General features: G+C 46.7%; 20 protein-coding genes, 17 tRNA genes and 3 rRNA genes. 33 read left to right on the top strand and 7 right to left on the bottom strand.

The features are described 5' to 3' along the window. Positions 1-2: 2 nt before the first annotated feature. Entirely contained in the window at positions 3-740 is a 738-nt protein-coding gene (locus ACR1R9_RS25825) for a WecB/TagA/CpsF family glycosyltransferase (RefSeq protein ID WP_175380627.1), read from the bottom strand. 283 nt (positions 741-1,023) lie between these two features. On the opposite strand from ACR1R9_RS25825, the gene ACR1R9_RS25820 reads away from it, so the two are divergent. Further along, entirely contained in the window at positions 1,024-1,473 is a 450-nt protein-coding gene (locus tag ACR1R9_RS25820; RefSeq protein ID WP_076292254.1) for an SRPBCC family protein, read from the top strand. A 185-nt stretch (positions 1,474-1,658) separates the two neighbouring features. On the opposite strand, the gene pyk is transcribed toward ACR1R9_RS25820, so the two are convergent. Continuing rightward, on the bottom strand, positions 1,659-3,074 hold the full coding sequence (pyk, locus tag ACR1R9_RS25815; RefSeq protein WP_076292255.1) for a pyruvate kinase: 1,416 nt from the start codon (positions 3,072-3,074) through the stop codon (positions 1,659-1,661). A gap of 112 nt (positions 3,075-3,186) precedes the next feature. On the opposite strand from pyk, the gene ACR1R9_RS25810 reads away from it, so the two are divergent. After that, entirely contained in the window at positions 3,187-3,966 is a 780-nt protein-coding gene (locus tag ACR1R9_RS25810; RefSeq protein ID WP_099859361.1) for an AraC family transcriptional regulator, read from the top strand. Between the two features lie 144 nt (positions 3,967-4,110). On the opposite strand, the gene ACR1R9_RS25805 is transcribed toward ACR1R9_RS25810, so the two are convergent. Beyond that, the gene (locus tag ACR1R9_RS25805; RefSeq protein WP_083679154.1) at positions 4,111-4,782 is read right to left on the bottom strand and encodes a phosphatase PAP2 family protein; all 672 of its coding nucleotides are present in this window, start codon (positions 4,780-4,782) and stop codon (positions 4,111-4,113) included. Positions 4,783-5,081: 299 nt separating this feature from the next. Between ACR1R9_RS25805 and ACR1R9_RS25800 the strand changes: the two genes are divergently transcribed. The 4 genes from ACR1R9_RS25800 to ACR1R9_RS25785 all read left to right on the top strand — a co-directional run bounded on the left by ACR1R9_RS25800 (position 5,082) and on the right by ACR1R9_RS25785 (position 7,251). Then, a complete protein-coding gene (locus tag ACR1R9_RS25800) occupies positions 5,082-5,867 on the top strand; it encodes a lysostaphin resistance A-like protein (protein WP_433922361.1) in 786 nt (261 codons plus the stop codon). A gap of 142 nt (positions 5,868-6,009) precedes the next feature. Continuing rightward, entirely contained in the window at positions 6,010-6,246 is a 237-nt protein-coding gene (locus ACR1R9_RS25795; protein ID WP_076292258.1) for a DUF6953 family protein, read from the top strand. 387 nt (positions 6,247-6,633) lie between these two features. Beyond that, positions 6,634-6,834: a cold-shock protein gene (locus ACR1R9_RS25790; protein WP_024633772.1), complete on the top strand. Its 201-nt coding sequence runs from the start codon at positions 6,634-6,636 to the stop codon at positions 6,832-6,834. A gap of 189 nt (positions 6,835-7,023) precedes the next feature. After that, positions 7,024-7,251 (top strand): cold-shock protein, encoded by a 228-nt coding sequence (locus tag ACR1R9_RS25785; RefSeq protein ID WP_024633773.1) that lies wholly within the window; start codon positions 7,024-7,026, stop codon positions 7,249-7,251. Between the two features lie 273 nt (positions 7,252-7,524). Here ACR1R9_RS25785 and ACR1R9_RS25780 read toward each other — a convergent pair whose 3' ends face one another. After that, positions 7,525-7,881 carry a hypothetical protein gene (locus tag ACR1R9_RS25780; protein ID WP_076292259.1) on the bottom strand — a complete coding sequence of 119 codons (357 nt, stop codon included), beginning with the start codon at positions 7,879-7,881 and terminating at the stop codon, positions 7,525-7,527. 163 nt (positions 7,882-8,044) lie between these two features. On the opposite strand from ACR1R9_RS25780, the gene ACR1R9_RS25775 reads away from it, so the two are divergent. Further along, entirely contained in the window at positions 8,045-8,785 is a 741-nt protein-coding gene (locus tag ACR1R9_RS25775; protein WP_099859357.1) for a class I SAM-dependent methyltransferase, read from the top strand. Between the two features lie 178 nt (positions 8,786-8,963). Here the strand turns inward: ACR1R9_RS25775 and ACR1R9_RS25770 are convergent, their stop codons facing one another. Continuing rightward, the gene (locus ACR1R9_RS25770) at positions 8,964-9,608 is read right to left on the bottom strand and encodes a GntR family transcriptional regulator (RefSeq protein ID WP_076292261.1); all 645 of its coding nucleotides are present in this window, start codon (positions 9,606-9,608) and stop codon (positions 8,964-8,966) included. Between the two features lie 335 nt (positions 9,609-9,943). Between ACR1R9_RS25770 and ACR1R9_RS25765 the strand changes: the two genes are divergently transcribed. From ACR1R9_RS25765 to ACR1R9_RS25650, 24 genes are all read left to right on the top strand, one after another. Beyond that, on the top strand, positions 9,944-11,137 hold the full coding sequence (locus tag ACR1R9_RS25765) for an ornithine--oxo-acid transaminase (RefSeq protein WP_433922362.1): 1,194 nt from the start codon (positions 9,944-9,946) through the stop codon (positions 11,135-11,137). Positions 11,138-11,190: 53 nt separating this feature from the next. Further along, positions 11,191-12,159, top strand: a complete 969-nt coding sequence (gene rocF, locus ACR1R9_RS25760; protein ID WP_433922363.1) for an arginase — start codon at positions 11,191-11,193, stop codon at positions 12,157-12,159. 697 nt (positions 12,160-12,856) lie between these two features. Continuing rightward, positions 12,857-14,408 (top strand): 16S ribosomal RNA (locus tag ACR1R9_RS25755). Positions 14,409-14,653: 245 nt separating this feature from the next. Next, positions 14,654-17,579: ribosomal RNA gene (locus ACR1R9_RS25750) — 23S ribosomal RNA — on the top strand. Between the two features lie 81 nt (positions 17,580-17,660). Next, a 5S ribosomal RNA gene (gene rrf, locus ACR1R9_RS25745) occupies positions 17,661-17,777 on the top strand. Together the 16S, 23S and 5S rRNA genes with 17 tRNA genes alongside form the textbook arrangement of a ribosomal RNA operon. 57 nt (positions 17,778-17,834) lie before the next feature. Beyond that, positions 17,835-17,911 (top strand) — tRNA-Ile (locus ACR1R9_RS25740). A 24-nt stretch (positions 17,912-17,935) separates the two neighbouring features. Beyond that, positions 17,936-18,011, top strand: a tRNA-Ala gene (locus ACR1R9_RS25735). A 1-nt stretch (position 18,012) separates the two neighbouring features. Next, a tRNA-Asn gene (locus ACR1R9_RS25730) sits at positions 18,013-18,088 on the top strand. A 4-nt stretch (positions 18,089-18,092) separates the two neighbouring features. Continuing rightward, positions 18,093-18,184, top strand: a tRNA-Ser gene (locus ACR1R9_RS25725). A 19-nt stretch (positions 18,185-18,203) separates the two neighbouring features. Then, a tRNA-Glu gene (locus ACR1R9_RS25720) sits at positions 18,204-18,275 on the top strand. Between the two features lie 7 nt (positions 18,276-18,282). Further along, a tRNA-Val gene (locus ACR1R9_RS25715) sits at positions 18,283-18,358 on the top strand. 19 nt (positions 18,359-18,377) lie between these two features. Continuing rightward, positions 18,378-18,451, top strand: a tRNA-Met gene (locus ACR1R9_RS25710). Positions 18,452-18,478: 27 nt separating this feature from the next. Further along, positions 18,479-18,556, top strand: a tRNA-Asp gene (locus ACR1R9_RS25705). A gap of 28 nt (positions 18,557-18,584) precedes the next feature. Continuing rightward, a tRNA-Thr gene (locus ACR1R9_RS25700) sits at positions 18,585-18,660 on the top strand. A 97-nt stretch (positions 18,661-18,757) separates the two neighbouring features. Continuing rightward, a tRNA-His gene (locus ACR1R9_RS25695) sits at positions 18,758-18,833 on the top strand. Between the two features lie 11 nt (positions 18,834-18,844). Then, positions 18,845-18,919, top strand: a tRNA-Gln gene (locus ACR1R9_RS25690). A 9-nt stretch (positions 18,920-18,928) separates the two neighbouring features. Beyond that, positions 18,929-19,004: transfer RNA gene (locus ACR1R9_RS25685), tRNA-Lys, on the top strand. A gap of 9 nt (positions 19,005-19,013) precedes the next feature. After that, positions 19,014-19,100: transfer RNA gene (locus tag ACR1R9_RS25680), tRNA-Leu, on the top strand. A gap of 8 nt (positions 19,101-19,108) precedes the next feature. Continuing rightward, a tRNA-Gly gene (locus tag ACR1R9_RS25675) sits at positions 19,109-19,183 on the top strand. Positions 19,184-19,189: 6 nt separating this feature from the next. Next, positions 19,190-19,266 (top strand) — tRNA-Arg (locus ACR1R9_RS25670). 16 nt (positions 19,267-19,282) lie between these two features. Then, positions 19,283-19,356, top strand: a tRNA-Pro gene (locus ACR1R9_RS25665). Between the two features lie 9 nt (positions 19,357-19,365). Next, positions 19,366-19,436 (top strand) — tRNA-Gly (locus tag ACR1R9_RS25660). 87 nt (positions 19,437-19,523) lie between these two features. Continuing rightward, the gene (locus ACR1R9_RS25655) at positions 19,524-20,162 is read left to right on the top strand and encodes a pentapeptide repeat-containing protein (RefSeq protein ID WP_433922364.1); all 639 of its coding nucleotides are present in this window, start codon (positions 19,524-19,526) and stop codon (positions 20,160-20,162) included. 87 nt (positions 20,163-20,249) lie between these two features. Then, positions 20,250-20,855 carry a short chain dehydrogenase gene (locus tag ACR1R9_RS25650; RefSeq protein WP_076290732.1) on the top strand — a complete coding sequence of 202 codons (606 nt, stop codon included), beginning with the start codon at positions 20,250-20,252 and terminating at the stop codon, positions 20,853-20,855. 258 nt (positions 20,856-21,113) lie between these two features. On the opposite strand, the gene ACR1R9_RS25645 is transcribed toward ACR1R9_RS25650, so the two are convergent. After that, positions 21,114-21,974, bottom strand: coding sequence for a CYTH domain-containing protein (locus ACR1R9_RS25645; protein ID WP_433922365.1), 861 nt, complete (start codon positions 21,972-21,974; stop codon positions 21,114-21,116). A 144-nt stretch (positions 21,975-22,118) separates the two neighbouring features. Next, entirely contained in the window at positions 22,119-23,027 is a 909-nt protein-coding gene (locus ACR1R9_RS25640; protein WP_433922366.1) for a LysR family transcriptional regulator, read from the bottom strand. A gap of 170 nt (positions 23,028-23,197) precedes the next feature. Here ACR1R9_RS25640 and ACR1R9_RS25635 point away from each other — a divergent pair, with 170 nt between their 5' ends. Both ACR1R9_RS25635 and ACR1R9_RS25630 read left to right on the top strand, forming a co-directional pair. Beyond that, positions 23,198-24,214, top strand: coding sequence for an ABC transporter ATP-binding protein (locus tag ACR1R9_RS25635; protein ID WP_099858716.1), 1,017 nt, complete (start codon positions 23,198-23,200; stop codon positions 24,212-24,214). 77 nt (positions 24,215-24,291) lie between these two features. Beyond that, positions 24,292-25,368, top strand: a complete 1,077-nt coding sequence (locus tag ACR1R9_RS25630; protein ID WP_433923652.1) for an ABC transporter substrate-binding protein — start codon at positions 24,292-24,294, stop codon at positions 25,366-25,368. Positions 25,369-25,422 lie beyond the last annotated feature (54 nt).

Here is a 25,422-nt window from a genome sequence, read left to right as displayed (position 1 = left end):
TTTTACCTGTGCTCTCTGAACAACAACGCCCGGACAGCGAAACGTGGCAAAATAAGTTGTCTGCGCCATCTGGAAGGCTCGCTGAGCAGTCGATAAAGCCATTCCAAATTAAGCTTCTGCCATATTGCAGGTGCTCGTTTGGTTTTGCCGGCCAGAATATCCAGGCTTCCTCCGACTCCGATGGCTATACGAGCATTGAGTTGATGGCGATATTTGTTGATCCAGTGTTCAGCATTGGGTGCTCCTAGGGCCACAATAAGAAAATCAGGTTGTGCCTCTTGAATTTCTTCTACAATGCTTTGCTCCTCGTCCGTTGTGAAAAATCCATGATGTCTGCCACGAACAACAACTCCCGGATAGTTATGCGCAATAACTTCTACAGCCCGCTTACTAACACTTTCTTCTGCCCCGAGCATATAAAAGGACCAATTCTTCCTGCTTCCTTCCTCCAACAAACGAAAAAGCAGGTCACAACCAGTTACCCGTTCGGTCAATTGTCCACCCCGAAAGCGGGATACCATAACAATGCCCGCGCCGTCAGCGGTCACAATGCCTGCCTGATCCACGACCGAACGAAGCGCCTGATCCTTTTGGCAGGACATAACGATTTCCGGATTGCCTGTGATGACATGGAACAGCTCGGATTGTCTCTGATCGACTACATCACTAAGAATTGTAACCGTCTGATCCATAGTTATATTGGGAAAAGGGATTCCCATAATATTTGTTGTTTGGTTCATATTTTAGTTCCTTTCTGGATGCTAACTATCCGTCCCCAGCTTGTATACATTTCCTGTTATTTCATTCCATTTTAGTATATCTGATCTCCTGGAAAAGCACTATATTTGTTGAAGTTTAGCACCGGACGAAAAGTCCGAAACATTCAAGTTTTATGGCATCTAAAATCATTTATTTTCGCTGTTGTCGCGTTTTTACAATACACCGCTTGGGTATAACGATAGGATAGTGTTGCAAGCAAGTTTCAGTTGTACCTTCAATACAACACATAAAGGGAGTGAGTTCATGGAATTGAAATATGAGTTCTATATTAATGCCGGACAGGAAGATGTGTGGAATGCCCTGATCTCGCCGGACGGTACACGGAGCAGTTTTTTTGGCAGCGAACTTCGTTCCAATTTCCAACCGGGTCAGCCGTTCGCCTATGTGGGGCCTGGGAATGATGGTGCAGAGACGGTTCATGTGTACGGCGATATTCTGGAATTCGAACCTTTATCCCTGTTAAGTTATCTTGAGCATCCCGGACCTTCCTACCACGCCAATCACGCTGAGCTTCAATCCAGAGTAGTGTTCCAGCTGGAGAAGGTAGGGGAATGTACGAAGTTAATATTGATCAATGACCAATTTACGGACAACCATCCATCCTTTGCAAACGCACAGAGTAGCTGGTGGATGATATTGAGCAGTATCAAGACTTGGGCAGAGACGGGCGAAACGCTGAATTTTGGCTGGTAAAGGCCAGATAGCAAGAGAATATATGAATATAACATCATAACAACATGAAAAAAGCGCGGATAAGGCGTTTTTATAAACAAGTGTTGAATGATAAAATAATTGCATAAGAAAAATCCACCGAAGTGCATTTCTGCTGTCGGTGGATTTTTTTATGTTCAAAGATATATGCAATTCGATCTGTTGAGTTATACTTGTTGAACTTTGATCAAGTTGGTGTTACCGGATTGACCAATCGGTACGCCAGCGGACAATACGATGATGTCCCCTTTTTCGATATAACCAGTTTTGATTGCATTGCGTGTAGCGGACTCGAACATTTCATCGGTTGTCGTTACTTTGTCGCCCATAACCGGAATGACACCGGAGAGCAAGCAGATTTTAGCAAGTACTTCTTCATGCTGTGTAACCGCGATGATCGGTGCTTTCGGACGGTATTTGGAGATCATACGCGCCGTAAATCCACTCTCGGTAGAAGTGATGATCGCTTTGGCATTCAGGACGAGGGAAGAACTAACTGCTCCCTGACTGATAACTTCGGTAATATCAGCTACTTGTTGAGCGGATTTTTGGTTGAATTGTTCTTTGTAATCAATCATCGTTTCAGCACGGCGAGCAACAGCAGCCATCGTGCGCACGGATTGTACCGGATATTTACCTGCTGCCGATTCACCAGACAACATCACAACGTCTGCGCCTTGAAGAACAGCGTTAGCAACGTCACTAACTTCGGAACGAGTTGGACGCGGATTCACTTGCATGGATTCCAGCATGTGTGTTGCTACGATAACCGGTTTACCTGCACGGTTACATTTATCGATCATTTCTTTTTGCATCATAGGTACGTCTTCGATTGGTACTTCAACCCCTAGATCTCCACGCGCTACCATGATACCGTCAGATGCTTCAATGATATCGTCCAGGTTAGTCATACCTTCCTGGTTTTCAATTTTGGAGATAATTTGTACATGATCTACACCGCGTTCTTTCAGGATGCTGCGAATTTCACGAATGTCGTCGCCTTTACGAACAAAGGAAGCAGCGATGATTTCGATACCGTTTTCGATCCCGAATCCGATGTGCATAACGTCACGTTCCGTTACACCTGGTAAAGTCGTTTTGATTCCTGGCAAGTTAACCCCTTTACGTGGTTTCAGAATGCCACCGCTGATGATTTTACAGTGAATATCTGAACCTTCCACGGACAGTACAGTCAGATCTACCAAGCCATCATCAATAAGGATGCGATCTCCCGGTTTTACAACGAGGTTCAATTCAGGATAGTTTACCGAAATACGCTCAGCGTCACCAAGAATTTCTTCGGTAGTCAGGATAAGCTCTTTACCCGCTTGCAGATGGCAGGATGCTTCTTTCAGTTTGCCAATACGAACTTCCGGTCCTTTGATATCCATCATGATTGGTACATACGTATTCAATTCGGAAGCCGCTTTGCGGATATTGTTAATCCGTGCCACGTGATCTTCCAACTCGCCGTGAGCCATATTCAGACGGGCAACAGTCATCCCTTCCTGAATCATTACTTTTAACAATTCGATTGAGTCACAAGCAGGTCCCATAGTACAAATAATTTTTGTTTTCAACATGCTATTTTCCTCCTCATATGTTTGCTTATATGTGTATTGTAGCGTTTTCTGTCGAATCAGGGTATGAACTATAGTACAATGATTAGAATATAGTCCAATAATGAGGTGTGTTATGGTCACTCCATTAGAAGTACGACACATTAATGGTGTCGGTTGGTACGAAGAAGCGGTGCAGTCACAGGCAACTTGGCGGTTAAGTTTGGTTACTTATGGAAAATGTGTATATTGGGTGAACGGAGAGAAGCAGATCATGGAGAAAGGTGAGCTGCTGCTAATTCCCGCTGGCATTCCGTATTACGGCAAAAGTATTCCTACCGTAACTCACACGCAAATTGTTGTTCAATTACAGGGGGAGCATGCACAAGGTTTGCCCGCGCTGGAACGGAGTGAGGCCTTGCGACATAAGCCCGGATGTTATGAACTGATTCATGAACGCATGAAAGCCATCCAACAACAATGGCAGGAACGTCCGTCTTATTATGTCATGATGAGCCAAGCCTTATTGATGGAAGTGCTTATTTATATAAATAGGGAACTGGATCGCGGAGTTATTCCACCGGAGAGACATGTCCATGCGGAGCGGATGAAGCGATACATTGAGCGGCATTACCGGGAGAAAGTTACGAAAGAAGAGCTCGGGGATGAGATCGGTAAAACTCCTAATTACGCAGCCGCGTTATTTAAAAGCATGACGAATCAGACGATCAGCCAATATGTTCATGATCAACGGATGAAAAGGGCAGTGTATTTGCTTACCGAGTCACAGCTCTCCATTCAAGAAATTGCAGAATTTCTCGGTTACCGTGATCTGTCTTATTTTTACCGGATATTCAAGCGTTTAATGGGAAGTCCTCCATCTGATTTGCTCCATGAACGCCCACCTATTGTATGAAGGACAAGGTCCTCATGGTTGCGTCCTGAAAAGTTCTTACATTTAAACATCAACATAAATTACGCAAAAAAAAGAGGGCCTAGGCCCTCTTTTTGGTCTCATGACAGTCAAATTATTCCTGCCCTTTGCAATATAAATCATATACTAAGCGTTACTGCTTGAATTTGTAGCCGTGATTGGCTGCTTTGCTTTTTTGCTTGCCGGACCAACTCGAACCGCAACTACATGCACAGCCCAATATGCTGCTTCCGCGAATAGAATGCCGCCAGCTACATCCAGCAGCGAGTGCTGCTTCACAAACACTGTCGAGGCAATAATCAGCCACAGCCATATCGACCATGAGATCCGCGCCAGTGGTTTGAAGTTCAAGTGGCGATTAATGATGATGAAGAGCAGATAACTTGTGAGACAGTGGATGCTTGGAAAACAGTTGAATGGAGCATCATTGGTATAGATAAATTGTACAAGCGCACTGCTTAGACCAGTTCCGATAGCTTCCGGCCGCGGCACGTAAGTAGGGAAGACCGCAAAAACGATATTGGCTGCGATTACTCCTACATTATAGGTAATTATCATACGCCAGAATAACGATTTGTTCGTCAGACCCAAGTAGAGAAATCCAAGATACAGAATCGGCATCCAACTGACATAAGGATAAATAAATTCTTTGATAAAAGGAATCTGTGTATCAATCCAGGCATAATTGTAGAAGACATCACTTCCGGTGTTACTGCCCAATAAAACATAAATGGAACCTTGAAGCGGTATACATAAGATTGCCAGCAAATGTCCCCAGCGCAGAAATAATGCTTTCATAGTATCCCCCTGATTTCGTTCTTCATTTCACAGCTTTCATCTTAACTCTCCACATATATGACGTTGCAGAAGTGTTGCACCCCTGCACTAATTTATTCTTTTACTAATATAATAGACATTTTAGCACTTGAGCCATACCTGATTGTAAGGTAAAAGCTGTAAGAGGAATTCTCTTTTTTGTTACTTTTATAGTTTTATCCAGAAAAGGATACCGGAATATCTATAGATATGATACAACTAAATTGTCATATAAGTTCGTGTGACAACGAATTAAAAACGAAATGAGGCCGATACAATTTATGAAAACCCCGCAATCCAGGCAAAACCAATCCTTCTCCGTACGTAAACCGGTACTGACGGTAGTGATTATTGAATTACTCCTCTTGCTGGCGGTTTTCGTAGCAGGAGCGATTGCAACCGTGAAGCAACTGGACTACACATCACCCGTATTGATGTCATTTACTCCAATTGCCCTCGTGCTCATTATTTATCTCACCCTACGACGCAAATGGAGAGAGACTGGATTTCGCTCCTTAAGAACCATCCCGGCAAGTCATGCCAAGTATTATATTCCGCTACTCCTTGTACTGGGTACTCTTGCACTCAAAGGATTTACAGAGTTAACCTTGTCCAAGGTCGCCTTTTTTATCTTTTTCACCTTGCTTGTCGCTTTTGTGGAGGAAACCATTTATCGTGGACTGATCTTCAAAACTTTGCTTCGTAAGAGTGCGGTTGCGGCAGTTGTCACATCCAGTGTTTTATTTTCTATTACTCATATCATGAATGCATTATCCGGTCAGAGTATGGCAGATACCATTCTGCAATTGATCTATGCATTGCTGCTTGGAGCGGCACTCGCGCTGTTAATGTTGAAAAACGGAAATATCGTGCCGCTGATCCTGTTTCATTTCATACATAATTTGATTCAATTTCTTGGGAACGACCGGCAAGATACCGGGACTCTTTTCTACGATATCTTCATATTGGTTGTGTTGGTTGCTTATTGCGTATGGTTGACGTTTAGCGTTCGAACGAAATCATCTTCGTCAGAGAGTAGTACACCAGGGAGTTCAGTGGTTCATTAAACCGGTCTTTATTGGAAGCTACATAACTCTGTTTACCGCCAGCCTTGGGATCGTGGTATACTTCAGTCTGGCGGTATGACAGGCTTGTTACATAATCGGGGGCCCGTTCATCCGTACAATGGGTAGATAAATAGGTGATATTGTGGAAAAAACAGCACAGGCAGTGGCGGAATGGATGGTACAGGAGATTAAATTCACCGGTACGCTTCATCAGGAAGCTGCAATTGAATATGTAAAGTCCAATTTTGGAGAAGAATTTGTATTTGTGAATGAGAATGGAAATACTTCGTTATCAAAAGATGTGAAGAAAGCGTTCCGTAAGTTACATCGTGGGCAGATTGCATGGGATCGTGATGCTTTTATGTGGGCATGGACGTAGAGTGTAATTATGTAATTGATTGAGCTTTCATGGATGTGTTGGATATGCATGTCAAAATATTTTATAGAAAATGTATAAGTTGGTTCGGATCTGCATATCCTTTCATAAGACCGTACTGAGCGGTAGGCAAGCGACAAACCCTGTTCCAGTGCGTGCGAATACATGTATTTCCAAAGCTGTTTGAAAAGAAAATACAAAGATTTGCTTTTTGGTGGAAACGGAGTTATAATAAAAACAAGTTGTAGAGAGTGGAAAACCTAATTCACATATTGTAAAGGGCGATCACTTATAGGTTATGACTGGTACCTTTTTCAATGTGTGAATTTTTATTTGCTTGCTGCAAAGAACAAAGGAACATGTTAATCTTTATTTGGAGGTGTAATTCACATGCAAAACGGAACAGTAAAATGGTTCAACGCTGATAAAGGCTTCGGTTTCATCGAAGTTGAAGGCGGAGAAGATGTATTCGTACACTTCAGCGCTATTACAGGCGAAGGCTTCAAAACGCTGGACGAAGGTCAACGCGTGCAATTTAAAATTGTACAAGGAAACCGTGGTCCTCAAGCAGAAGAAGTTGTAAAACTGTAATTAAAGCATAGCTGCCTTTAACATGTTATAATGGTAAAGGCAGCTTCTTTTTTTTGAGCAGTTATAATGAAAGTCGGCCCAATAGTTGTCGAGACAGAAGTCCGGACGGGACAAAACTTCCGCTAAGTAGTGGCTTCTGTGAAATAACGTCGGATTAGATGTTTTTCCATAACAAAGGGGGTAGAAGTCATGTATAATCGCAAAAAACCGTTGGAAGAGATTCCACAAGCTGATGCGGCAATCTGGGAATGTACGAGTGATACGTGCAAAGGATGGATGCGGGACAATTTTGCGTTTGATAGCGTGCCTACTTGTCCGATATGTGCTTCTGAGATGGTTAGCACGACCAGGATGCTGCCATTGCTTGAAAATTCGAATAGTAATCTGAAAACGATGCCTAAAGGAAATCGGATTTAACATAGCTTACCCGCCTCTAACGAGGTGTTTTTTTTTAAGTTGAACCTGACATCTTGTATAAAGGTAAGGGTATTAAATATGAAGTTCCCGGCATTCGTTTTGGCGAATGCCTTTTTTTATACCTTTTTCCCAATTATGTTGAATATCTAAGTGGGAATATTTTTAATTTATAGCAATTTGTTTACTTGAATTTAGGGTTTGAAGTAACGATAAATCGAAAACAAAAAACCTTCTCGCATGAAGCGAGAAGGTTTTTTTGATTGTTTAGAAATTTTAGATGAACAGGAACGGCAGCAGAAACAGGGTTGCTACAAGAGCCAGATCGATCCCTGCTCCATAGCCGTAACCACCATAACCCCCGCCGTATCCTCCATAACCATATGGACCGTAGGCCGAGGATTTAACTTTCTTTGTTGCAACAGCGTTTTTCTTGCTGCTTTTTACAAGCTGCTGTTTGGATTTGACTGAACACAGCCGTGGTCCTTCGAAACATCCGTTCAAATAAATTTTACCATCGCGACATTGACTAAGCGTACCATACATATGCTTACCGTCGTTCATAACGAGACAAACGGAACGTCCAACGTGCGGAGAAACCGTTTCTTCACATACCGGATTAATTCTGTACATGCAAATCCTCCTCAATAGGTGCGGTTGCCGCTTGAATTCAACGGTTTGTATATCATAGTAAAAAGAAGACTGATTGGTATGGACGAGTACCCGGAAATTAGATGGGGAGGAGCCGTTTTTATATTTACTCCATACACTGAAGGGAGTAAAAGGGAGGGATCTCATGGATTATCATGATTTACTGGCCCGGCTTGGAGAAGGGAGCGCCCATCCGGGAGGGTTTACAGCAACGATGCAACTGTTGGATACGCTGTCTCTGCCTGCGCATAGTAAGGTGCTTGAAGTGGGATGCGGTACAGGAAGGACGGCTTGTTATCTGGCTCGAAACGGTTATCGGGTAACTGCGGTTGATCTTAATCGGCAGATGTTGGAGAAAGCGGTGCGACGCGCAAGACGGGAGCGCTTGGATATTCGTTTTATTCAAGCAGATGTGAAATCCTTACCTTTTCCGGATCATTATTTTGATGTGGTATTTGTAGAGTCTGTCACTATCTTCACCCAGTGGCGAAGTACCCTTACGGAATATAAGAGAGTATTGAAGCCAGGCGGTATATTCATTGATCGGGAGATGGTGTTATCCGGAAGGAAGACAGAGGTGATGAGCCGAAGACTGAAACAATTTTATGGAATAAGGACACTGGCAACCATGACTACATGGAAGAAACGTCTCAGACAGTGTGGATTTACTGAAGTCTTGATCAAGGAACAATCTCGTTCTATGGGCAAATGGGGCGTGGATCATGACCCTCATCGGGAGATGGATATGAGCTTGTTTGAGGATGAGCAAGTACAGCGTATGGGTCGTACCAATGATCGTCTGCTTGCGAGATATGGAAAAAGACTAGGTTATGCGGTTTTTGAAGCAAAGTCATCAATGGTTAACGATAACAAACAGAAAGAGTAGGATTACTTGTTGGCGAGAGGGTAGTCCAATAACGAATTTGAAAAAATTAGGCTGATGCCAAATCTGGCATCTAAAAAAGCAACCCACTCTAAAGTGGATTGCTTTTTCTTGGTTTTGGACTCTAAATCCAATCCAGTGAGTAATGAAAATAGTCCACGCCATATTATGGCTGAAAGCATTACAGCATATCGTTGTCGATAATGCGCCAGTGATGCTTCAACAGAGCTTCCAGTTGCGGTTTATCTTTGGCTCGAAAAGCGCTTACGATTTGGCGATGTTCTTCATTTACTTCATTAAGTACACTGGAGAGCTTCGGCTTGTTGTCGCTGACATATGATTGGCGAATAAAGCTGTTTTTTAACGTGTTTAACATCTCGATGACAGTGGCGTTGCCGCAGCGTTGGATGTATAGGTTATGAAATTGATATTGGTTTTTGCTGTAAGCGGCCAGATCTAGCTGGATAATATCTTCATCCATTCGTGCAACAAGGGCCTCCATCTCCAGGAGCTCAGACGGTTTGAGTTGGTCCGCTGCGAGTGTAGCAGCGAGTGCCTCAAGCGCACCAATGGCCTGCGAGAACTCAAGTTTTTTGCCAGCATCAAAAGGAGCGACGATAAATCCCCTACGTGGAATATATTGCAGAAGATTGTCAGAAGTGAGCTGAAATAAGGCTTCCCGAGTAGGGGTACGGCTGATGTCCAGCTTTTTGCAAATCTCCGCTTCATTAATCTTCTGATTGGGGAGCAATGTCCCGTCCTGAATTTTCTGCGCGATATAATCGTAAACGTGATCTTTCAAGGACCGGTATTTGGGTGCCTCCATACCGAATCCCCCCTTCTGTATATAGTGATGATTGAATGTGTGAGGGTGTAAGCCCTGTAATGGTGCGCCGTTCGGGAGTTTCAAGTTTTTATCATCTTAACACCGAGGGGGAAGTTGGGCAAGCAATCTTAATGATCTAAAGATATGTTGATTTAGGGTTGTGGAAAATTAAGTTTTATGGAATTTCAGCGTATAAATGTGTTGTTCCATTACAATGCAACTTATTTTTAGGTGATAGCGGAAAAAGTGAGCAGGAGTCGTAAATAGTCGTGGCGAAGCATACATTGATATTGTATTTTGTATACAATATAATTAAAAAGGGGTGCTGGGAGTATATGTCAGATTCAAAAATGTTAATGGATTGGTCGGAACGTTATGCTGCACCTAATTATCATCCGCTCCCGATCGTCATTGAGCAGGCGGAGGGAGTATGGGTCGAAGATCCCGAAGGTCGCCGTTATATGGATATGTTAAGTGCATATTCGGCACTAAATCATGGGCACAGACATCCAGCAATCATTCGGGCGCTGAAAGATCAGGCAGATCGGGTAACATTAACATCACGGGCATTTCACAGCAGTGCGGCATCACTTTTCTATCAGAAGCTCTCGCAATTTACAGGCAAACCCAAAATCCTGGCCATGAACACGGGAGCTGAAGCGGTTGAAACGGCCGTGAAAGCAGTTCGGAGATGGGCATATCGTTGCAAGGGCGTACAGGAAAATCAAGCTGAAATCATCGTATGCTCAGGAAATTTTCATGGAAGAACGCTGACGGTCACCTCTTTCTCATCTTCAGAAGAGTACAAAAAAGACTTTGGACCTTTTACACCCGGATTCAAAATTATTCCTTATGGTGACATTGAAGCGCTTAAACTTGCGATCACACCGAACACGGCCGCTTTCCTTGTGGAACCTATTCAGGGGGAAGCCGGTATTGTCATTCCGCCAGAAGGATATCTTGCTGAAGCCTTTGCGCTGTGCAAACAGCACCGGGTGTTGACAGTAGCGGATGAGATTCAGACCGGATTCGGACGAACGGGGCGCCGTTTTGCTTCTGACTGGGAGGGGGTTGAACCTGATATCTGGATTATGGGTAAAGCGCTGGGTGGAGGAGTGATGCCCATCTCGGCTATTGCTGCTAATTCAGAAATACTGGATTTGTTTGAACCAGGTTCTCATGGCTCCACATTCGGGGGTAACCCACTCGCTTGTGCCGTGGCTGTCGCAGCACTGGAAGTTCTGGAAGATGAGAAGCTTGCGGAGCGCTCGGAGCGTCTGGGGAATTATTTTATGAAACAGCTTCAGGGAATTCGCAGTTCAGCTGTGCGTGAGATTCGAGGTAGAGGATTGTTCATCGGTGTTGATCTGCATGTGCCTGCACGTCCTTATTGTGAGAAATTAATGTCTGTTGGACTGCTCTGTAAAGAAACTCATGAGACAACGATCCGTTTTGCGCCGCCACTTACCATTACGGAGGCTGAAATTGACTGGGCGTTGGAGCGGATTACTCAGGTGTTGGGTGACTGATATACCTTTCATTCCTTGATTACTTCATATAAGCTGCGAAGGAGCTGACCTACATGGAAAACATTGATATTGAATCTGCAGGAACGCTAAATGCTTCTAATGAAACGAGACAATTGCTTCTGCATCATAATGATGTTGCCATCATTAAGGTTCCTTTTGGATTAGGAGGAGCACGAGGTGGTGCTGAGTTAGGTCCGGATGAACTCATTACAGCAGGTTTGAAACGTGAAATTGCCAGCCTTGGGTTGAATGTATCAAAAGAGATCCGTGTAGATTGTCCCTCAGAGTCTGTTGCTCCAATTGAACGCAACCGTGTGAAATATTTATCCGAGGTTAAACAGGTGAGTGAGCGAGTGTGCAGTGAAGTGTCTGGCGCGATAGAGAGAGGTTCTTTTCCACTTGTTCTGGGTGGGGATCACAGTGTAGCGATAGGTTCTCTTGCTGGGTTGTCTGGGCACTATTCCAATCTGGGTGTAATCTGGTTTGATGCTCATGCCGATTTGAACACAGAAGAGCGTAGTCTATCTGGAAATATGCATGGGATGAGTGTTGCTGCCGCTTTGGGGCATTCAGCTTTTAACTTGTCTCATATTCCGGGAGCGGGGCCTTTCGTTGATGCCTCCAATCTGGTCTATATTGGCTTGCGTGATCTGGATGTGTATGAAAAGGAACAGATTCGAGCGCTTGGCATTAAGAGTTTTACAATGCATGATATTGATCGAATAGGGATACAACAGGTTGTTGAACAGGCGCTGGCTGTAGTCGGGGAAGGAACAGATGGTATTCATATTAGCTTTGATATGGATTGTCTTGATCCGCGTGAGGCTCCAGGTGTGGGTACGCCGGTACCAGGGGGATTGAATTATCGTGAAGCTCATTTCGCACTGGAGCTGCTCGCTTCTACCAACCGAGTTACGTCGATGGATCTGGTGGAGGTTAACCCGCTGTTTGATCAGAACAGGCATACGGCCCGCCTTGGAGTTGAACTGATTGCTTCATTGCTGGGTAAACGGATCTTATAACGAATGTATTACTATTTCTTGTTCGGATGAATCCATGTTTATATAGAAGATATAGAGGGTATGGTTAAAACATATAATGTAGTGTTATATAAGAGCCAGGGTCAGATTCATCCATACGATCTTCAACTGAGTGAAGATAGGTATGTGTGGCTTCCCTGGCTATAGTTGTTGGATGCACCTCTTGCTCTTGAATGGATGGGGTGTGAAGTGGGCCTTATAGAGTAAGAATGTTTGGTTATGTCTTGCCTCTTGGTTCCTTTAGAAGTGATGGGTATAATTACGAAGGATCTATTATAGAAGAAAGAGATTGAGATTATCTGATGGAGAATGTGGTTCTAAAGTTTTTTTGAAAATAAAACTTGCATTCCAAATCTGTACATGGTATATTCTAATTCCGGCCAAGAAAACACGAGAAACACGGTGCGGCAAGCGAAACAAATAAGCTTCGAAAGAAACTTAAAAAAAGAGCTTGCAAAGTTGGTTCGGATATGATAAGATATAAAAGTTGCTGAGGTGAACAACACGCGGCAATGAAACAAGTTTGATCTTTGAAAACTGAACAACGAGTGAGTAAACATTCTGCTTGCAGAATGAACGCGAAAGTTTGAGACAAGCCTTGGCTTGGATCGACTGGAGCATAAAATGAGATTTTTAATCTCGTCAGTTTCAAAATGAGCTTATCGCTCTTTTCAATACTTTATTGGAGAGTTTGATCCTGGCTCAGGACGAACGCTGGCGGCATGCCTAATACATGCAAGTCGAGCGGACTTGAAGAGAAGCTTGCTTCTCTGATAGTTAGCGGCGGACGGGTGAGTAACACGTAGGCAACCTGCCCTCAAGCTTGGGACAACTACCGGAAACGGTAGCTAATACCGAATAGTTGTTTTCTTCTCCTGAAGAGAACTGGAAAGACGGAGTAATCTGTCACTTGGGGATGGGCCTGCGGCGCATTAGCTAGTTGGTGGGGTAACGGCTCACCAAGGCGACGATGCGTAGCCGACCTGAGAGGGTGATCGGCCACACTGGGACTGAGACACGGCCCAGACTCCTACGGGAGGCAGCAGTAGGGAATCTTCCGCAATGGGCGAAAGCCTGACGGAGCAATGCCGCGTGAGTGATGAAGGTTTTCGGATCGTAAAGCTCTGTTGCCAGGGAAGAACGCTTGGGAGAGTAACTGCTCTCAAGGTGACGGTACCTGAGAAGAAAGCCCCGGCTAACTACGTGCCAGCAGCCGCGGTAATACGTAGGGGGCAAGCGTTGTCCGGAATTATTGGGCGTAAAGCGCGCGCAGGCGGTCATTTAAGTCTGGTGTTTAATCCCGGGGCTCAACCCCGGATCGCACTGGAAACTGGGTGACTTGAGTGCAGAAGAGGAGAGTGGAATTCCACGTGTAGCGGTGAAATGCGTAGATATGTGGAGGAACACCAGTGGCGAAGGCGACTCTCTGGGCTGTAACTGACGCTGAGGCGCGAAAGCGTGGGGAGCAAACAGGATTAGATACCCTGGTAGTCCACGCCGTAAACGATGAGTGCTAGGTGTTAGGGGTTTCGATACCCTTGGTGCCGAAGTTAACACATTAAGCACTCCGCCTGGGGAGTACGGTCGCAAGACTGAAACTCAAAGGAATTGACGGGGACCCGCACAAGCAGTGGAGTATGTGGTTTAATTCGAAGCAACGCGAAGAACCTTACCAGGTCTTGACATCCCTCTGATCGGTACAGAGATGTATCTTTCCTTCGGGACAGAGGAGACAGGTGGTGCATGGTTGTCGTCAGCTCGTGTCGTGAGATGTTGGGTTAAGTCCCGCAACGAGCGCAACCCTTGATCTTAGTTGCCAGCATTTCGGATGGGCACTCTAAGGTGACTGCCGGTGACAAACCGGAGGAAGGTGGGGATGACGTCAAATCATCATGCCCCTTATGACCTGGGCTACACACGTACTACAATGGCCGGTACAACGGGCTGTGAAGCCGCGAGGTGGAACGAATCCTAAAAAGCCGGTCTCAGTTCGGATTGCAGGCTGCAACTCGCCTGCATGAAGTCGGAATTGCTAGTAATCGCGGATCAGCATGCCGCGGTGAATACGTTCCCGGGTCTTGTACACACCGCCCGTCACACCACGAGAGTTTATAACACCCGAAGTCGGTGGGGTAACCGTAAGGAGCCAGCCGCCGAAGGTGGGATAGATGATTGGGGTGAAGTCGTAACAAGGTAGCCGTATCGGAAGGTGCGGCTGGATCACCTCCTTTCTATGGAGAATCGTTTCCCGAGTGGAAACATTCAAATACAAATCTAGCCAGGTCGGCTAGTTACTCACTCGTTGCTCAGTTTTGAGAGCTCAAACTCTCAAACAGCTTGCTTTTGCATGGAGCTTGTTCTTTGAAAACTAGATATCGAAACGAAAATTGCGAATTAGAACATTCCTTTTTAAGCTGAACTTGTGTAAACAAGTTTCAATAAAAACGGTAGATTGCATTTGCTCCTTGGAGCAATTGGTTAAGCTACTAAGAGCACACGGAGGATGCCTAGGCGCTAGGAGCCGATGAAGGACGTGGCGAACAACGAAACTGCCTCGGGGAGCTGTAAGCAAGCTTTGATCCGGGGGTGTCCGAATGGGGAAACCCAGCTGGGGTAATTTCCAGTTACTCACAACTGAATACATAGGTTGTGTAGAGGCATACCAGGGGAACTGAAACATCTAAGTACCTTGAGGAAGAGAAAACAATAGTGATTCCGTCAGTAGCGGCGAGCGAACGCGGAGAAGCCCAAACCAGAGAGCTTGCTCTTTGGGGTTGTGGGACATCTCACATGGAGTTACAAAGGAACCGGTTAAATGAAGAGGTCTGGAAAGGCCCGCCAAAGAAGGTAAAAGCCCTGTACTTGAAAGTTGGTTCTCTCCGAGATGTATCCCGAGTAGTGCGGGGCACGTGAAACCCCGTATGAATCCGGCAGGACCATCTGCCAAGGCTAAATACTTCCTAGCGACCGATAGTGAAGCAGTACCGTGAGGGAAAGGTGAAAAGCACCCCGGAAGGGGAGTGAAATAGAACCTGAAACCGTGTGCTTACAAAAAGTCAGAGCCCGTTTTAGGGGTGATGGCGTGCCTTTTGTAGAATGAACCGGCGAGTTACGTTCCCGTGCAAGGTTAAGGTGAAGAGCCGGAGCCGCAGCGAAAGCGAGTCTGAATAGGGCGATGTAGTACGTGGACGTAGACCCGAAACCGGGTGATCTACCCCTGTCCAGGGTGAAGGTGCGGTAACACGCACTGGAGGCCCGAACCCACGCACGTTGAAAAGTGCGGGGATGAGGTGGGGGTAGCGGAGAAATTCCAATCGAACTCGGAGATAGCTGGTTCTCCCCGAAATAGCTTTAGGGCTAGCCTCGGAAAACAGAGTCGTGGAGGTAGAGCACTGATTGGGTGCGGGGCCCGCAAGGGTTACCAAGCTCAGTCAAACTCCGAATGCCATAGACTTACTTCCGGGAGTCAGACAGTGAGTGCTAAGATCCATTGTCAAAAGGGAAACAGCCCAGACCATCAGCTAAGGTCCCCAAGTGTGTGTTAAGTGGGAAAGGATGTGGAGTTGCACAGACAACCAGGATGTTGGCTTAGAAGCAGCCACCATTGAAAGAGTGCGTAATAGCTCACTGGTCGAGTGACTCTGCGCCGAAAATGTAACGGGGCTAAACACACCACCGAAGCTATGGCTTGATGCTTTGCATCAGGGGTAGGGGAGCGTTGTATAAGGGTTGAAGGTGTACCGTAAGGAGCGCTGGACATTATACAAGTGAGAATGCCGGTATGAGTAACGAAAAGATCAGTGAGAATCTGATCCGCCGAAAGCCTAAGGGTTCCTGAGGAAGGCTCGTCCGCTCAGGGTAAGTCGGGACCTAAGGCGAGGCCGAAAGGCGTAGTCGAAGGACAACAGGTCGAAATTCCTGTACCACCGTAAGCCGTTATGAGCAATGGGGGGACGCAGCAGGGTAGTGACGCGGACTGATGGATGTCCGTCTAAGCAGTGAGGCTGATGTGTAGGCAAATCCGCACATCGTAAGGCTGGGCTGTAATGGGGAGCGAAAATTATAGTAGCGAAGGTCATGATCTCACACTGCCAAGAAAAGCCTCTAGCCAGGTGATGGTGCCCGTACCGCAAACCGACACAGGTAGGCGAGAAGAGAATTCTAAGGCGCGCGGAAGAACTCTCGTTAAGGAACTCGGCAAAATGACCCCGTAACTTCGGGAGAAGGGGTGCCCCGGTAGTGTGAATAGCACGAGGGGGCCGCAGTGAAAAGGCCCAAGCGACTGTTTAGCAAAAACACAGGTCTGTGCGAAGCCGTAAGGCGAAGTATACGGGCTGACGCCTGCCCGGTGCTGGAAGGTTAAGGGGAGCGGTTAGGAGCAATCCGAAGCTGTGAACCGAAGCCCCAGTAAACGGCGGCCGTAACTATAACGGTCCTAAGGTAGCGAAATTCCTTGTCAGGTAAATTCTGACCCGCACGAATGGCGTAACGACTTGGGCGCTGTCTCAACGAGAGATCCGGTGAAATTTTAATACCTGTGAAGATGCAGGTTACCCGCGACAAGACGGAAAGACCCCATGGAGCTTTACTGCAGCTTGATATTGAATTTGGGTACGATCTGTACAGGATAGGTGGGAGCCTTTGAAGCATGAGCGCCAGCTTGTGTGGAGGCACCGTTGGGATACCACCCTGATCGTATCTAGGTTCTAACCTGGTACCGTAATCCGGTGCGGGGACAGTGTCAGGTGGGCAGTTTGACTGGGGCGGTCGCCTCCTAAAGAGTAACGGAGGCGCCCAAAGGTTCCCTCAGAATGGTTGGAAATCATTCGAAGAGTGCAAAGGCATAAGGGAGCTTGACTGCGAGACCTACAAGTCGAGCAGGGACGAAAGTCGGGCTTAGTGATCCGGTGGTACCGCATGGAAGGGCCATCGCTCAACGGATAAAAGCTACCCTGGGGATAACAGGCTTATCTCCCCCAAGAGTCCACATCGACGGGGAGGTTTGGCACCTCGATGTCGGCTCATCGCATCCTGGGGCTGAAGTAGGTCCCAAGGGTTGGGCTGTTCGCCCATTAAAGCGGTACGCGAGCTGGGTTCAGAACGTCGTGAGACAGTTCGGTCCCTATCTGTCGTGGGCGTAGGAAATTTGAGAGGAGCTGTCCTTAGTACGAGAGGACCGGGATGGACGTACCGCTGGTGTACCAGTTGTTCCGCCAGGAGCACCGCTGGGTAGCTATGTACGGAAGGGATAAGCGCTGAAAGCATCTAAGCGTGAAGCCCCCCTCAAGATGAGATTTCCCAGTATGTAAGACCCCTTGAAGACGACGAGGTAGATAGGCTGGGGGTGGAAGTGCAGCAATGCATGGAGCTGACCAGTACTAATCGGTCGAGGGCTTATCCAAATATGCACGTTGTAAATCGCACATTTCGTTTCGGATCTAGTTTTCAGAGAATAAACTCTGAGATGTAAGCTAAGCTATGCGTTTGGTGGCGATGGCGGAGGGGTTCCACACGTACCCATCCCGAACACGACCGTTAAGCCCTCTAGCGCCGATGGTACTTGGACCGCAGGGTCCTGGGAGAGTAGGACGCCGCCAAGCGAATTCCCTTTGGGGTATTTTTTTTGCCCCCCTCGTAAGGAAAAGGGAAATATATTGGGGCCCTTAGCTCAGTTGGTTAGAGCGCACCTCTGATAAGGGTGAGGCCGGTGGTTCGAGTCCACCAGGGCCCACCATATAAGTTTTAAACCACAGTGTATGGGGCCATAGCTCAGCTGGGAGAGCGCCTGCCTTGCAAGCAGGAGGTCAGCGGTTCGATCCCGCTTGGCTCCACCATTCCCTGATAGCTCAGTTGGTAGAGCACTCGACTGTTAATCGAGTTGTCACAGGTTCGAGCCCTGTTCGGGGAGCCATTCAGGAGAGGTGTCCGAGTTGGTCGAAGGAGCACGATTGGAAATCGTGTAGGCGCCAAAAGCGTCTCGAGGGTTCGAATCCCTCTCTCTCCGCCAGATAGAATTTTGTTACTGTGGCCCGTTGGTCAAGGGGTTAAGACACCTCCCTTTCACGGAGGTAACAGGGGTTCGAATCCCCTACGGGTCATATATATGGAGGCTTAGCTCAGCTGGGAGAGCATCTGCCTTACAAGCAGAGGGTCGGGGGTTCGATCCCCTCAGCCTCCACCATATAACTTTTAAATAACGACGCGGGGTGGAGCAGCCCGGTAGCTCGTCGGGCTCATAACCCGAAGGCCGCAGGTTCAAATCCTGCCCCCGCAATTATACTTTCTATCAAGAAAGTGATCTGGAACCGTGGTGTAGTTGGCCTAACATGCCTGCCTGTCACGCAGGAGATCGCGGGTTCGAATCCCGTCGGTTCCGCCATTTTTACTCAAGTAACATTTTACACCGTGCCGGTGTAGCTCAACTGGTAGAGCAACTGACTTGTAATCAGTAGGTTGGGGGTTCAAGTCCTCTCGCCGGCACCATTTATTGCATTTACCTCTGAATTTATAATAGAATGTATATTGTAGTTTCAGATGGGAATACTGAGATACTCTCAGCGAATGTAAGGGATAGCTTATGGCGATCGTGGCGAAGTGGTTAACGCACCGGTTTGTGGATCCGGCATTCGGGGGTTCAATTCCCCTCGATCGCCCCATGTTTTCTTAATGGGGATTAGCCAAGCGGTAAGGCAACGGACTTTGACTCCGTCATGCATAGGTTCAAATCCTATATCCCCAGCCATTTTAGTTTGAGTCATTAGCTCAGTTGGTAGAGCACCTGACTTTTAATCAGGGTGTCGAAGGTTCGAGCCCTTCATGACTCACCATTATATTTTGCGGTCGTGGCGGAATTGGCAGACGCGCACGGTTCAGGTCCGTGTGGGCTAACCCCCGTGGAGGTTCGAGTCCTCTCGACCGCACCATATATTTTGCGGAAGTGGCTCAGCGGTAGAGCATCGCCTTGCCAAGGCGAGGGTCGCGGGTTCGATTCCCGTCTTCCGCTCCAATATTTGCGCCCTTAGCTCAGCTGGATAGAGCGTTTGACTACGAATCAAAAGGCCGGGAGTTCGAATCTCTCAGGGCGCGCCATTATTTTCATAAGTATCGGGATGTAGCTCAGCTTGGTAGAGCACCTGGTTTGGGACCAGGGGGTCGCATGTTCAAATCGTGTCATCCCGATTTTTATATGCGGGTGTAGTTCAATGGTAGAACTTTAGCCTTCCAAGCTAATAGCGTGGGTTCGATTCCCATCACCCGCTTCATGGTAACAACAAAGAGAGCTCTTGCTTATTGCAAGGGCTCTTTTTGATATAGTAAGGTCATATAAGAAAATAGTGGGAGGACTTATGAAAAATAAAATAGAAACGCCAAAGATTCCCCTGCAACTCGAAGACTTATCGTTAACTTTAGAAGCATGGGAGAGTAAAGAAGAAATCAAACATGGACGATTTACCAATATCTCTATTGAGAATCAGAGCGCCAGCCGGGTTTCATTCGATAAAGTGGTCTTTGAGAACGTGATCTTCAGCCAGTCCTCTCTCCCCGAAGTCGAGCTTACTGATGTGATTTTTGATAAATGTGATTTATCCAATATGGACTTTAACGGTTCTTTCCTCCACCGGATAGAATTTAGAAACTGTAAATTGCTTGGTACTAATTTTTCAAATAGCAGGCTCCAAAATGTAAGCTTTCAGGGCTGTGTAGCTGACCTTTCTTTATTTCGATTTTCCAAGTTTAAACAGGTGAAGTACACGGAATGTTCTCTGGTTAGTGGCGATTTCTTTCAAGCTACAGCTCAAAAACTGGAGTTTTCTGAATGCAATATAGATCAAGCTCTTTTGTCTGGGGTTAAGCTTAAGGGAGTGGACCTTAGTGACTGTAGCTTTGAAAGGTTACACGTGGATATTGAGGACCTGGACGGATGCATCATCTCTGATGCTCAGGCCGCCTCTTTTGTTGGATTATTAGGCTTAATTGTGAAGTAAGTTTGATTATGCGAGTGATCTTTGTTTAAATGAAGAGATCAATGAATGTACAATATCATGCTTTCACTGATAAAAAGGAGGCGGATTATGAAAAGGGCTCTGGTTATTGGAGGAAATGGAACATTAGGCAAGGCTGTTGTTGCGAAGCTTCAGGAATATTCCGTTGAGGTCATTACAGCTGGCAGGCAATCCGGGGATTACCATGTAGATATGACCTCGACTGAGAGTATTACATCCCTCTTTGAAACGGTAACTAATATTGATTATGTCATTGTTGCAGCAGGCCAGACCCATTATGCGAAGTTGGAGGAGCTGACTCCTGAGAACAACATGATTAGTGTGCAGGGAAAATTACTCGGTCAAGTGAACATCGTCTTGATTGGGCAGCACTACATCAACGATAAGGGAAGCTTTACGCTGGTCAGTGGCATTATACAGGACCATCCCATTCTGAAAGGCGCATCCAGTGCTATGGTCAACGGTGCAATTGATTCGTTTGCCAAAGCAGCAGCGTATGAGTTGCCCCGAGGTATACGTCTGAATTCGGTTAGTCCTAACCTGTTTGTTGAATCCGCAGAGAAATATAAGGGTGTGTTTATTGGATTTAATCCGGTTCCTGTGGAGCGGGTCGCCAATACATTTATTCAGAGTGCACTTGGGATCGAAACAGCCCAGACCTTTAAAATATATTAACTGTAAGGAATAGTAAATAAAGGAGATCAACAGAATGTTCCTGTTGATCTCCTTTTGTTTTGGATGAAAATGGATGTAGGCTTGAATGGGCAGATAAACCAAGCTTATCATTGTATGTTTAAGCGATACGATATGGGAAGGGGAAAGCCCATGATCCTTTTCGTTTCATTAAGAACATAGACATGCCCATTTTCCCCGTTGCCTTTAAACCGCTAGATACCATACTTAGACATATACGGTATGGGCAGCAACAACTAATTAGTATCTTTCCAAGATGAGCTGAGTTTTCAGGCCATCGGCTGGAATGAGCCAGTTTTTGTTTTCCAGCACTTGCATCAGTTGGGTACGCAGTCCAGAAACAGCTGTAGAATCTGCTGTTTTGAACGAGATCTCAACGATATTCTCTACACCTGTGCCTGCTGCGTTGCGAATTGGCCATACTTCAAGGGTGAGTTCCTGTCCATTCCATGTGCCTTCATAACGTTGGAACGTTACCGGGCCGTAGGCACGGGATGCGGTGAGTTGTTGTTTACCCCAGTTGGAGGCGGACCAATTTTTTAATTTGCCAGGCAGCTTGTCCAATAACATGCTCAAGGCTTCCTGCTGTGATGGAAGTTGTACGCCTGTAGCGTTGGTATCCACCTTTTTAGTGTTGGAAAAGCTCAATGTTTGTTTGCCATATCCCCAGTCAATTTCAGCCTCGTAGTTATCATCTGACGCATCAAATCCCTCATGATTAGCCAGAGTCAACGCCGCATTAACATCACCATTGATGACAGGATAGCGCTTTTTATAAGTCAGTTCATAATTATTCTTGTCATCTTTCTTTCGAAAACGGACATCCCATCCTGCTTGATTCAGATTGAGTGCATTGGTGTCGAAGTACTCTGCGCTAATGTTTCTTGCTGTGGAGTTCAAGCCAAGCGTCTGAATGACTTCACTGCGTGGTGTCCCATCTGTGTTCAATACCAGCTCCGGCTTAGCCAGGAACTTCACTTCATAAGCAGGAACGGCGTTGGCTGCTGCAGAAGCCTCCGGTGCTTCCAGAAACGTCAGTCCACTTCCCAATGTCACGATGCTCAGCATGAATGAGGCGGTTACCTTTTTCCATTTTTTCAAAACCAATCACTCCCTAGGCTGGATTAACGTACAGACCCACTTTATCGTCCGAGTATATGAAAGCGATTAAATAGAAGGACTCGTTGCGTTAACCCTGCATAGATTTGATGAATGCCAAGCGATAGTTTATATGGGATAGCAGGATCATGAATTAAAAAGAGAGAGGCTGTGGCTCATGTCCCGCAGTACTTCCTTGAAGCGGTTGACCTGGACGGAAGGATGACGATCTTTGTTGTGGACGGTATAAATATGCCGCGGAGCCTGCTCCCCTGGAATGGGGAGGACCTTGATCAGTCCATGCTGCTCTTCCCACTGTACAGCCATTCGTGACATGAACGAGATATGACCCCCGAGTAGAACCAACTGCTTGATCGCTTCCAGAGAGTCCATCTCAACGGTGCTTCGCAAACGAATATCATGCTGATCCAGCCATTGGTTCGTTAAACGTCGAGTGCTGGATTCATCCCCATGCAGTGCAAAAGGAACCTGTGCCATATGCTCAGGTTTCAGCAAATCCCTCTGAGCCAAGGCATGCTGTGGTGAGCAGATTAATACCAGATCGTCTTCACACAGCGTTTCTGCTTGCAGTACCGGACCTACAAACGGCTCTGAAGAGATAACACCTAGATCAATCTGGTGACGGATCAGCATTTCGCGGATAACGGGTGAAGGTTTAACCGATAACATAATTCGAATACCGGGGAATTCCTGAGAAAATGTATTCAAAATAGGCGGCAGCAGATACGTTGCAGGTACATAGCTCGCTCCAATGTGCAGGGTGCCCCGATAGAGGCTGTCATATTCCTGTACTACCCGGCGTGCTTCCTGAGTCAGGGCATTGATTTTGACGGAATAGTGTAAAAGGGCTTGTCCAGCCTCGGTGAGAAAAGTCTTTCCACTACGCGATTCGAATAATCGCACCCCCATCTCTTCCTCCAAAGACTTCATATGAAAGGTAACGGTAGGCTGCTTGATGCCGAGAAGCTCGGCCACGCTGGTCATATGATGATGCTTATCAATGAGTTCAACAATTTGCAGTTTAATCAGGTTCAACGAATCCAACACTCCTCTCCGGTAACTTTGAATCACCTTATATAGATTTAATCTATGAAGATCAACAGAATTCATCTAAAAAGTTAATTCCAATTTTACATTTCTAACATACAACTCGCGAAAGCGGACGTTAGACTGAGAACAGTACAAGAAGACAGGCAGGGATGCTTATGAAAATGGAAATTAGGGGAATTCAAAAATCATTCAATCGCACTCCCGCGCTGCTGCCCACGGATTTAACACTCCAGCATGGACAGTTTACGACGCTGCTCGGCCCATCCGGCTGCGGCAAAACGACGTTGCTGCGCATGCTGGCAGGGCTAGAGCAACCGGATGCGGGAGAAATCGTCGCGGATGGCAAGAGTTTTTACTCGGCGACGAAGCGAATAGATGTACCGACACATAAGCGTAATCTGGGCATGGTGTTTCAGGATTTTGCATTATGGCCGCATATGACAGTATACGAAAATGTGGCGTTCGGCCTGAAGGCCGGAAAGCAGAAATCTGATCTGCGCCAGAAGGTGACCGAAGCACTTGGCATGGTTCGCCTGCAAGGCATGGAGGATCGTTATCCTCATCAGCTGTCGGGAGGACAGCAGCAACGGGTTGCTTTTGCCAGAGCGGTAGCAGTAAGACCGGGGATTATTCTGTTCGATGAGCCGCTAAGTGCACTGGATGCTGTGCTGCGGGAAGAGATGCGAATTGAGATGATGTCATTGGTACGGGACATGGGACTGACAGCGTTGTACGTCACCCATGATCAGGTTGAGGCGATGTCGATGTCCGATGAGATTGTGGTGATGGAGAAGGGGCGTATATTGCAAAAGGGGAACCCGGAAACGATCTACGCATCACCAAGCGATCCTTTTGTTGCTTCGTTTATCGGAAAGTCCAATTGGCTTACGCCTAATCAGTCCATGGTGAGACCGGAACATGTCTCCTGGAGCAAAACAGGTCATGACGATCTGTGTTATCAGGCGGTAGTGCTCAGCGTCAGTTATGTAGGAGAGCGTTATGAAATTCGGGTTCAGATGGAGGGGCTGGGTGTATGGACAGCCTATCTAGATCGAAGAGTACGCGTAGGGGAGAAGGTTCAGCTCTATGTAGCCCCGGAGCGGATCTGCCGAATGAACGGACAAGACACTCCGATTGTGAAGCCGAGAGAGTTCATCGCAGCAGCCAACTGATCATGATGAGCATACAGCGTGAGTTTACAGAAACGTGAATACAAATATAATCAGAAACCAAGGGAGATGGAATGAAAATGTTGGGTATGAAAACACGGAAAAGAAGCGCAATGCTGTTATTATCAGCGGTAATGAGCATCAGTTTGTTCGGATGCAGTACAGGTAATTCAACTACCGGGAATGCGGGACAAGCTGCTGGGGAAGGCAGCACGGCTACTGCATCGGCGGAAACAACAAAACCAGCCGGCGGTAAGCTGGTATTGTACAGTGCAGGACCTCAGAAGCTGGCGGATAATATCATCAGCGGATTTACTGCCAAGACGGGTATTGAAGTGGAGATGTTCCAGGGTACGACAGGAAAAATTCTGGCTCGTATGGAAGCTGAAAAATCCAATCCGGTAGCGGACGTGGTTATCCTGGCCTCCTTGCCTTCAGCACAAGCACTGAAAGCGGACGGTCTGACACTCCCATATCCTGATGCGGAGAATGCAGACAAGCTGAACAAGGACTGGTCGGATGCCGACGGAAACTATTTCAGCTCCAGTGCTTCGGCACTCGGAATTGTCTACAATACGAAGCTGGTGTCCACGCCACCAACCAGTTGGGCTGAGCTGGCAACACCTGTCTGGAAGGACGTTGTGAACATTCCTGATCCTACACTGTCCGGTTCCGCGCTGGACTTCATTACGGGATACCTGAGTGTGAATGGAGATAAAGGCTGGGACTTGCTGGACAGCTACAAGGCGAATGGTGTAGCAATGGCAGGAGCGAATCAGGAAGCACTTGACCCGGTCATTACGGGAGCGAAGAGCATCGTAGCAGCTGGTGTAGACTACATGGCGTATTCCTCTAAAGCCAAAGGTGAACCGCTGGACATCGTATATCCAGAGGAAGGGACTGTAATCAGTCCAAGACCGGCAGCGATTCTGAAATCGAGTCAGAATGTTGAGAATGCCAAGGCGTTTATCGACTACCTGTTGTCTGATGAGGCACAAAAGCTTGTTGCAGATGCTTACCTGATTCCGGGTCGTGAAGACATCGAGGCGACTAACCGGGCAAATCTGAAAGATATTCCGCAGCTTAAAGTGGATTGGAACTGGATGAGTGAACACGGAGATGAGACAGCAGCACGGTTCTCCGAGACTTTTAAATAAGATTATGTATCTTCCCGAGCAACTTTGAATAAATGTAACGACTGAATATTGAGA

The organism is Paenibacillus taichungensis, assembly GCF_050994985.1.
Lineage (GTDB): Bacteria > Bacillota > Bacilli > Paenibacillales > Paenibacillaceae > Paenibacillus > Paenibacillus taichungensis.
Note: the sequence above shows the minus strand (reverse complement) of the source record. Positions and strands in the feature narration are given on the sequence as shown.

Excerpts from the sequence above, each read along its gene's own strand:
- ACR1R9_RS25825 (WP_175380627.1), bottom strand. The coding sequence starts at position 740 with ATGAACCAAACAACAAATATTATGGGAATCCCTTTTCCCAATATAACT.
- ACR1R9_RS25820 (WP_076292254.1), top strand. The coding sequence starts at position 1,024 with ATGGAATTGAAATATGAGTTCTATATTAATGCCGGACAGGAAGATGTG.
- pyk (WP_076292255.1), bottom strand. The coding sequence starts at position 3,074 with ATGTTGAAAACAAAAATTATTTGTACTATGGGACCTGCTTGTGACTCA.
- ACR1R9_RS25810 (WP_099859361.1), top strand. The coding sequence starts at position 3,187 with ATGGTCACTCCATTAGAAGTACGACACATTAATGGTGTCGGTTGGTAC.
- ACR1R9_RS25805 (WP_083679154.1), bottom strand. The coding sequence starts at position 4,782 with ATGAAAGCATTATTTCTGCGCTGGGGACATTTGCTGGCAATCTTATGT.
- ACR1R9_RS25800 (WP_433922361.1), top strand. The coding sequence starts at position 5,082 with ATGAAAACCCCGCAATCCAGGCAAAACCAATCCTTCTCCGTACGTAAA.
- ACR1R9_RS25790 (WP_024633772.1), top strand. The coding sequence starts at position 6,634 with ATGCAAAACGGAACAGTAAAATGGTTCAACGCTGATAAAGGCTTCGGT.
- ACR1R9_RS25785 (WP_024633773.1), top strand. The coding sequence starts at position 7,024 with ATGTATAATCGCAAAAAACCGTTGGAAGAGATTCCACAAGCTGATGCG.
- ACR1R9_RS25780 (WP_076292259.1), bottom strand. The coding sequence starts at position 7,881 with ATGTACAGAATTAATCCGGTATGTGAAGAAACGGTTTCTCCGCACGTT.
- ACR1R9_RS25775 (WP_099859357.1), top strand. The coding sequence starts at position 8,045 with ATGGATTATCATGATTTACTGGCCCGGCTTGGAGAAGGGAGCGCCCAT.
- ACR1R9_RS25770 (WP_076292261.1), bottom strand. The coding sequence starts at position 9,608 with ATGGAGGCACCCAAATACCGGTCCTTGAAAGATCACGTTTACGATTAT.
- ACR1R9_RS25765 (WP_433922362.1), top strand. The coding sequence starts at position 9,944 with ATGTCAGATTCAAAAATGTTAATGGATTGGTCGGAACGTTATGCTGCA.
- rocF (WP_433922363.1), top strand. The coding sequence starts at position 11,191 with ATGGAAAACATTGATATTGAATCTGCAGGAACGCTAAATGCTTCTAAT.
- ACR1R9_RS25655 (WP_433922364.1), top strand. The coding sequence starts at position 19,524 with ATGAAAAATAAAATAGAAACGCCAAAGATTCCCCTGCAACTCGAAGAC.
- ACR1R9_RS25650 (WP_076290732.1), top strand. The coding sequence starts at position 20,250 with ATGAAAAGGGCTCTGGTTATTGGAGGAAATGGAACATTAGGCAAGGCT.
- ACR1R9_RS25635 (WP_099858716.1), top strand. The coding sequence starts at position 23,198 with ATGAAAATGGAAATTAGGGGAATTCAAAAATCATTCAATCGCACTCCC.
- ACR1R9_RS25630 (WP_433923652.1), top strand. The coding sequence starts at position 24,292 with ATGTTGGGTATGAAAACACGGAAAAGAAGCGCAATGCTGTTATTATCA.